Genomic DNA, 7674 nt, shown 5'->3' with positions numbered 1-7674 from the left:
GTGTCTTATAGAACTAGTTTTGAGCAAGCTGCTTAGTAAAAAGATGTCCAATTTATTGGGGGCAGTGCATTAGCCGAGGAGGCTCAAGGACCGCCCGCGGAAAGGGAGCGCCTGCAGTGCAATGCAACGGATTAAGTCCAGTTCTCCAAACTGTAGGCAATCTGAATAAAATTTTTACTGGTTATTCAACTTGTATGGTCATCCCTTCATGAAACAAAAGAAACGAAAAAACCGAAGACTCTTTATATCTTCGGCGTTGGTTATTGGCAATCAGTTAGCACTCGCCCAGATCATTGCTCAATCTGTCTTATGACATCAGCGAGGCTTTTTTCCAGCATGGATTGAAGGCGCAAATGATGATGTTCAAACGCTAGAGCCTCCGTCACGGGATTGGGGACGATCACACATTTTAATCCAGCTTTTAGAGCCGCTTGAAGTCCATTCAATGAATCTTCAAAGGCTACGGCTTCCGTCGCATCCAACTTCAGCACTTCAAGGGCCTTTATATATAAATCAGGCGCTGGTTTAATCTTTTCCACATCATCACCCGTAATGATCACTTCAAAATAGTGTAACAATCCGAGCTTTTCCAAATAATGAGTGACCCACTCTTTGGATGAACTTGATGCAAGGGCAATTTTATATCCCGAATTCTTTGCTTCCTCCAAATATTCCTTTACACCTTCACGTGCCTCTGGGGTCTTCATCTTTCCTTCATGCAGGCTTTTTGCTCTCGTTTCAATCTCCTCAATATTGCAGCTATCGCCTAATTGAGATTGGAAATACGCATTAAGTTCCGTATTATCCGTTCCGATGCATGTAACGAAACGTTCGAGAGGCAAATCGGATTCATAAAAAACCATCGTTTCTTTGTATGCTTCATACCAAGCTGTTTCTGTGTCTAAAATCAAACCATCAAAGTCAAAAATAACTGCTTTAATCATAAAATTTTCCTCCTTACATGCTTGTGGACAAAGCTTAGGCTCCTTGATTAAACGTACATGATTGAATATCCTCTTTCAACTAAACTGGCCTCGATGTTCATGATTATCGGTTCATAGATGAAGATGATCAAATGCAGGATTTCCGATAACTAAGGATATCGTAGCCGTATTTCCGCCTCATTTCTTTGCTTTTCCGTTACATGTTTTAACAGTTCCTTAGTGCCTTCGCGGTGTTTTTCCTTACCTGCGCTATAAAAGACGAGCGGTTCACGAATTGTTTAACTGCAGGAAACAACGAGGAGGATAAACATGAAGAAAATTTTATTAACGATCCTAACGGCTTCTGTATTCATTTTAGGAGTTTGCATGCCAACTGCAGGGGAAGCCGCAGCGATGGATCGCACACTTTCATTGGGAATGAGTAATAGTGATGTAAAAGAGCTGCAAGAATTATTGCTGACAAAAGGGGTTTTCCCTTACCATGAAGCAACAGGCTACTTCGGACCGATTACAAAAGAATCCGTTAAGGAGTTTCAGGAAAAATCAGGACTGAAAGTCGATGGAATATCAGGAACACAAACGAATCAGAAAATACAGACACTGAAAAGCGGGGAAATGGGAAGACCTGTAGCTGAACTGCAAAGGCTATTGAAAGCCTGGGATGTTTACTCATCAACGGTCGATGGCATTTATGGATCAGGTACAAAACAAGCAGTCATGAACTTTCAAAAGCAACAGGGATTATCCGCTGACGGCATAGCCGGTGCACGGACCTTCAGTAAATTAGAAGAAAGAGCCAGTTCAGCAAGCTCAGCCGTTAAAGAACTGACGGTTACAAGTACAGCTTATACAGCAAGCTGCCAGGGATGCTCAGGCACCACAAGAATGGGCGTCGACTTAAAAAAATATGATGATGCCAAACTGATAGCTGTCGACCCTAATGTAATTCCGTTAGGATCCATCGTGGAAGTCGAAGGCTACGGTCAAGCCATCGCTGCAGACACGGGCGGTGCGATCAAAGGAAACAGAATCGATGTATTCATCGCAAAAGAAGCGGATGCTTTAACGTGGGGAAGAAAGCAAGTGAAGATCAAGATCATCAAGTGATCGATTGCGAATTGATCGGATTCATATAAATCGAATACATAACGGAAAGGGCGTGCATGGAGGAATGTTTCCATGGGCCCTTTTTTCTGTTGATCATCAAACCGACTTATACATCAAGATGTCATCCACATATTCATGATCATTCAGCTTAAATTCCTGGATTTTTCGCCCCTCTTCAATAAAGCCCATCCTTTTGTATAACGATATGGCACGTTGATTGGTGGAGAATACGCCTAAACTTACCTTTTCAATGAGAGGGTTTGCTTCTGCCCAGTCCAATAATGCTTGAAGGAGCTTCTTTCCAATTCCCATCTCCCGGTAACCTTCCTTGATCATGATCCCAAATGAGCCCTTGTGGGACATCCTCTTTCTTTTTTCAGAGTGAAACGATATCCAGCCAATGACTTCACCGTTCACTTCGGCGACAATGATCGTTTCCCTGTCATTTTCCAAAAGTCCTTGTATCGATTCTCTTTGCTGCTGCTTCGTTTTATTGAACTCGTCCGATACCGCAATGAAATACTCGCCTTCGGAAATGACGGCATGCTGTATTTCCAAAACCGCTTCTGCATCTTTGCATTCGCCAGTCCTGATTTTATATGAAGGCATCTCGGTCATCTCTCTCCCCCATTTGTTTAAATACTGCTTCCAGCGGTTATCAGCTGTGAAAACCTTAATAAATACCCATCCGGATCTTGAACTAAAATCTCCTTCACCATCACTACCCCATCATCGCTTTCATAATGATTCACCATCACATCTCTGAATAAACTTATTTCATGCCTTTTTAAAGCAGCCGCCATTCCTTCAACATCATCCATATCAATCTGAAAGTTAACGCCTCTACCTAGCGGGTACATCAACTCAGCAGTATTCCAGCTTCCGTTAATTTCTTCTATCATCAATTGCGCTTCGCCAAAAGAAAGAAAGGCGAACTTATCTTCAACACGTTCATATTCCAAATGAAATCCCAAAATATCAAGATAAAATTTTTTCGATTCACTAATATTCGTTACTGATAATTCAGGTACTAATGCCTTGTATTTCATGTCTGCTTAATCCTCCATGTCATCATTAAACCGAATTGAACGATAGTCCTATGCCGCTCACTCCCTTTATCATGCAAAAATACGACGAACAAAAAAATATAATCTTAACTTGCTTATACGATATCAACCTGCCTTTTTCCTTTATTTATCTCTGCTTATTTTTAAAACATAGAAATCATTAAATAAGGTTACTGATCACTTCGTTGTAAGAAAATGTTGTGATTCAGGTTATGCTTTCCATGCTCTAAAAGGAGCTGCATTCAAAGACTTCCACAATGTAATTAAGCTGGCTTGTTCTTTTGCAACTACCGGACAGGAGATTAAAGTGAATGAATGAGAAGCTCCCTGTCACCTAAGCACATGAATATTTTCCTTAGGCGATCTAGAATTTTTTTAAAAAAAAAGGGAATTCCCTTTGACATTTAACATTAAATGGAATAAGATAAAATGACAGTAAGTACTGACAATCCATTTTGATATAAAGCTGGTGAAAGAATGAACAAAAGTAAAAATCTTAGCAGCCATGATAAACTGCTGCTGGCGGCTATCGAGCTAATAGCTGAGAAAGGCTACAATGGTGTGTCCACGATGGAAATCGCCACCACAGCCGGTTTGAGCGAAAAGACGCTGTTTCGCCACTTCGGTAGCAAGCAAAATCTTCTCGAATCCGCTTTTGACCGTTTTCATTATATTGAAGAAATGAAAAAGCTTTTTAACGAGAAGCTAGTGTGGGATTTACAGGCTGATTTGCTCATGATTAGTAGGACGTACCACGAAATTATGAACCGCAACCGGAAAATGATCCAGATCAGCATAAAGGAAGAAGGCAATATGCCAGGGTTCCGAGAAAGAACACAGAAACAGCCACAACAATTAATGGAAATCTTAACAGATTATTTCACGGTTATGTGCGAGAAAGGCAAACTGATACGGACGAATCCGGAAGTTCAGGCTTTGTCGTTCATGATGATGAACTTCGGTGCATTTATGAATGATTTGGAATCAAATGCTAACTTCCCTACCGTTCCACTGGAAGAATTCATAATGGAGAGTGTCCAAATATTCACTAGGGCTTTAACCCCCTAGTATTTTTTAAAAACAAAATGTCAGTCAGTACAGACAGTCATAATCCGTGCATTAAGGATATGGAAAACGAAAGGAATGTAAGCAATGGAAAAGGAAGTTCAGCAGCAAACAGGTGAAAAATTGATGCTCATTTTAATGTTTACGCTCATCATTTCAGCGATGAGTGGCTTAATGTTTAACATCGTACTTCCTGATATTAGTAAAGACTTTAATCTTTCTATCTCTCAAGTAAGCTGGTTTTCTTCTGCCTATGCTCTGATTTATGCGATTGGAACAGTGACTTACGGGAAGTTAGCAGATAGCTTCAAGCTCAAAAATTTGCTGACGTTCGGATTGATACTTTTTGCTATCGGTTCCTTGGTCGGCCTAGTTTCCCAAACATTCTGGTTAGCGCTTGTCGGAAGGTGCCTGCAAGCAATGGGAGCTGCCGCTATCCCAGCAACAGCGATGATAATTCCGGTTCGCTACATCGCTCCTGAGCGAAGAGGTTCAGCTTTAGGTCTGGCGGCAGTAGGTTTGGCAATAGGCAGTGCTCTCGGACCAGTTATTTCTGCCTTAATTGTTGGTTTTGCTCATTGGCGTTGGTTATTCTGTATCCCTCTCTTAATTCTGATCACGCTTCCTTTTTATCGTAAATATTTGAAAGATGAGGAGCACGGTGTGTCTGGAAAATTTGATTGGTTTGGAGGAGGTTTGTTAGCTGTAGCAGTAGCTTTGTTTCTTCTAGGTGTTACGAATGGAACATGGTGGATCATGCTAGTTGGGGTACTGGCCTTGGTGTTCTTCATAGCTCGAATTCGTACCGCTGCCGATCCATTCGTTCAACCCAAACTCTTTGAAAACAAGGAGTATCTACTCGTTTTAACGCTTGCTTTCCTAATAAACGGGATTGGTTTTTCACTTTATTTTTTAAGTCCCCTGCTTCTATCACAGGTTCATCAGCTAACATCAAGTTGGATTGGTTTTGCCATGGTTCCTGCCGCGATCGCCTCAGCCATTTTAGGGAGAAAGGGTGGCAAATTAGCTGACTTGAAGGGGAACTCGCATCTATTCTTTATTGCCTCTGGATCATTATTGACCTGTTTTGTTTTGCTATCAACTTTTACTGGGAGTTCTCCATTTTTCATTGCCATGTTTCTGATTTTCGGTAATGTCGGGCAATCCTTTATGCTCATCGCGATGTCCAATTCAATCTCAAGAACATTACCAAAGGAGCAGATTGGAGTGGGAATGGGGCTCTTTTCCATGATGAATTTTATTGCTGGAGGAATGGCTACAGGGGTTTATAGCTGGGTTGTGGATGTTGGTTCTGAAGGTCTCTGGAATCCGTTAAATATCAATCCAAACGGTTTTGTTTACAGTAATATCTTCTTCGTACTTGCGGCTTTACATGTGGTCATTCTGTTGTTTTACTATTTCCAGTATCACAGAGCAAAGAGAAAAGGCATTCAATTGGAAGGTTGAAGCTAATTTATTACTCATAATTGGAGGAGATTAACATGACAACAACTTTATTTATAAAAGCGAATAATCGTCTAGAATCCATTAGTGGGAAATTATATGATGCATTTTTAGAGAGCTACAAAGCCTCATATCCCAATGACACGGTGATTGAAATCGATTTATATAACGAACATTTACCTTATTTAGGCGATGTGATGATTAGTGGAAATTTCAAAGCCTCTCAGGGAATGCAGCTCACACTAGAGGAAAAGTCTGTACACGATGTGGTGGCTAAGCACCTTGAACAGTTTATAGCTGCTGATAAAGTGGTCATCGCCTTCCCGCTTTGGAATTTAACCGTCCCTGCCGTGTTACACTCGTACCTTGATTATCTGCATCACCCACGTAAAACCTTTGTATATACAGCTGAAGGCCTTGTTGGTCTACTACCAGATAAGAAAGTAGCATTATTAAACGCAAGAGGTGGAGTATACGCTGAAGGAGATTCCTCTGAAATGGCTGTAAGCTTTGTTAAAAATCATTTAAATGTGTTTGGTATAACAGATATTACCACAGTAATTATCGAGGGGCATAATCAATTTCCTGATCAACGTGAGGCTATTATTGGAAAAGGGATAAATAAAGCTGTCCAAATAGCTAAGACTTTCTGAATGATTAAAAAGGAACATCCATAAATATGGATGTTCCTTTTTAAGTTAGGTATCAATCGCAAACAACCTGAGCTCTTGAGAATCATTAGGGAACTTGACCATTCGTTCAAATTGCAACCCCAGCTTTTCAAGTAGTTTAGCAGAACTGTGATTGTTTGGAGATGTTATACCCACAATGCGATTAAGACCTAAAACGTCTTTTCCATACGCCATTGTTGCAGAGGCTGATTCATAGGCATATCCTTTCGCCCAAAACCTAGGAAGAAAGGCAAATCCGATATCCACATCTTCCAGGTCATCTCTTTTTATCAGACCGCAGATCCCAATTTGAGTACCTTCCTCTCTCAATTCAGTCAAATACAGACCGAAGCCCAATCGATTATACATATCAACCGGACCTTTCAAAATATAATTTCGCGCATCTTCGAGGGTTCTTACACCCTTATCCCCGATAAACTCGATCCACGAAGGCTCATTCAAAAGCTCAAGTATAAACTCCGCATCATCAGTTGTTAACCAACGACCTATTAATCGATTCGTTTCAAAAACTTTCAAAGTAGATACACTCCTTTTTACTGTCTATAAAAGAACCAATACAAGTCTTCCATCACCACTCGCATAGCTGCCAACCTCTCTTGTCATGATTCTTCCTTTCATTCTGATGGCAAGTTCCATCTCTTCTTCCTAGGACAAAGACCTCGTAATCCCCATCGCCATCAAAATAAAAAAACCTTTTCAAATTCCAATAAAATGAACAAGGAGTCATTTCATTATATCTCTCAATACACGAAAAATACGCCCCCGTTAAAGGATTAACTTACATTTATCTTCGTTCTTAAAAAATCACTTATTTCAAAACTAACGCAGCCGTTCTTTGAAGAAGTGACTTATTATCAGTATCCCCCTTTATTATTAGTAATGGAGCATGAAACGCATTTTTAGTATTACTTGTCCAACCCAATCCAATTTAATCAAGCTTCATAGAATGGTATTAATGGAGAAGGGGTGGGGAAATTGAATGAGGATAAAAAATGTGCACAATGTGGCCATAATAAATGCAAATGCAATCAAAAAAAATGTAAGGATTGCGGACATAGTAAATGCAAATGTGATCAGAAAAAATGCAGGGATTGCGGACATAGTAAATGCAAATGTGATCAAAAAAAATGTAAGGATTGCGGACATAATAAATGCGAATGCAAATCTGAACAAGAACAAAGGGTAGAGCAAAAAATTAAAGTGAATGTAAACGTATCTGATAATGGTAAAAAAGGTAATCAAGGGGCTCAGGGGCCTCAAGGCGCGACTGGAACTCAAGGATTTCAAGGACCTCAAGGATTTCAAGGGCCACAAGGGGCGACTGGAGCTCAAGGG

The 7674-nt window shown here is 40.4% G+C and carries 9 protein-coding genes; 5 read left to right on the top strand and 4 right to left on the bottom strand.

Going from position 1 to position 7674, the window contains the following annotated elements:
* Nucleotides 1–290 precede the first annotated feature (290 nt).
* Nucleotides 291–944, bottom strand: a complete 654-nt coding sequence (locus tag ASU00_RS14995) for an HAD family hydrolase (RefSeq protein WP_057914279.1) — start codon at nt 942–944, stop codon at nt 291–293.
* A 309-nt stretch (nt 945–1253) separates the two neighbouring features.
* Between ASU00_RS14995 and ASU00_RS26825 the strand changes: the two genes are divergently transcribed.
* Nucleotides 1254–2051 carry a peptidoglycan-binding protein gene (locus ASU00_RS26825; protein ID WP_057914278.1) on the top strand — a complete coding sequence of 266 codons (798 nt, stop codon included), beginning with the start codon at nt 1254–1256 and terminating at the stop codon, nt 2049–2051.
* A 96-nt stretch (nt 2052–2147) separates the two neighbouring features.
* On the opposite strand, the gene ASU00_RS14985 is transcribed toward ASU00_RS26825, so the two are convergent.
* Both ASU00_RS14985 and ASU00_RS14980 read right to left on the bottom strand, forming a co-directional pair.
* Nucleotides 2148–2669: a GNAT family N-acetyltransferase gene (locus tag ASU00_RS14985; protein WP_057914277.1), complete on the bottom strand. Its 522-nt coding sequence runs from the start codon at nt 2667–2669 to the stop codon at nt 2148–2150.
* A 17-nt stretch (nt 2670–2686) separates the two neighbouring features.
* Nucleotides 2687–3100 carry a bleomycin resistance protein gene (locus ASU00_RS14980; RefSeq protein WP_057914276.1) on the bottom strand — a complete coding sequence of 138 codons (414 nt, stop codon included), beginning with the start codon at nt 3098–3100 and terminating at the stop codon, nt 2687–2689.
* A 495-nt stretch (nt 3101–3595) separates the two neighbouring features.
* On the opposite strand from ASU00_RS14980, the gene ASU00_RS14975 reads away from it, so the two are divergent.
* The 3 genes from ASU00_RS14975 (at nt 3596) to ASU00_RS14965 (ending at nt 6300) form a co-directional block, all read left to right on the top strand.
* Entirely contained in the window at nt 3596–4186 is a 591-nt protein-coding gene (locus ASU00_RS14975) for a TetR/AcrR family transcriptional regulator (RefSeq protein ID WP_057914275.1), read from the top strand.
* An 84-nt stretch (nt 4187–4270) separates the two neighbouring features.
* A complete protein-coding gene (locus ASU00_RS14970) occupies nt 4271–5650 on the top strand; it encodes an MFS transporter (RefSeq protein ID WP_057914274.1) in 1380 nt (459 codons plus the stop codon).
* Nucleotides 5651–5685: 35 nt separating this feature from the next.
* Nucleotides 5686–6300, top strand: a complete 615-nt coding sequence (locus ASU00_RS14965) for an FMN-dependent NADH-azoreductase (protein WP_057914273.1) — start codon at nt 5686–5688, stop codon at nt 6298–6300.
* Between the two features lie 45 nt (nt 6301–6345).
* On the opposite strand, the gene ASU00_RS14960 is transcribed toward ASU00_RS14965, so the two are convergent.
* Nucleotides 6346–6855 (bottom strand): GNAT family N-acetyltransferase, encoded by a 510-nt coding sequence (locus ASU00_RS14960; protein ID WP_057914272.1) that lies wholly within the window; start codon nt 6853–6855, stop codon nt 6346–6348.
* 459 nt (nt 6856–7314) lie between these two features.
* On the opposite strand from ASU00_RS14960, the gene ASU00_RS26275 reads away from it, so the two are divergent.
* Nucleotides 7315–7674, top strand: a 360-nt coding sequence (locus ASU00_RS26275; RefSeq protein WP_236712743.1) for a collagen-like triple helix repeat-containing protein, incomplete at its 3' end; no start/stop codon positions are given.

Source organism: Peribacillus muralis (assembly GCF_001439925.1).
GTDB lineage: Bacteria > Bacillota > Bacilli > Bacillales > DSM-1321 > Peribacillus > Peribacillus muralis.
Note: the sequence above shows the minus strand (reverse complement) of the source record. Positions and strands in the feature narration are given on the sequence as shown.

Coding starts and splice junctions, on each gene's coding strand:
- ASU00_RS14995 (WP_057914279.1), bottom strand. CDS start 944: ATGATTAAAGCAGTTATTTTTGACTTTGATGGTTTGATTTTAGACACA.
- ASU00_RS26825 (WP_057914278.1), top strand. CDS start 1,254: ATGAAGAAAATTTTATTAACGATCCTAACGGCTTCTGTATTCATTTTA.
- ASU00_RS14985 (WP_057914277.1), bottom strand. CDS start 2,669: ATGACCGAGATGCCTTCATATAAAATCAGGACTGGCGAATGCAAAGAT.
- ASU00_RS14980 (WP_057914276.1), bottom strand. CDS start 3,100: ATGAAATACAAGGCATTAGTACCTGAATTATCAGTAACGAATATTAGT.
- ASU00_RS14975 (WP_057914275.1), top strand. CDS start 3,596: ATGAACAAAAGTAAAAATCTTAGCAGCCATGATAAACTGCTGCTGGCG.
- ASU00_RS14970 (WP_057914274.1), top strand. CDS start 4,271: ATGGAAAAGGAAGTTCAGCAGCAAACAGGTGAAAAATTGATGCTCATT.
- ASU00_RS14965 (WP_057914273.1), top strand. CDS start 5,686: ATGACAACAACTTTATTTATAAAAGCGAATAATCGTCTAGAATCCATT.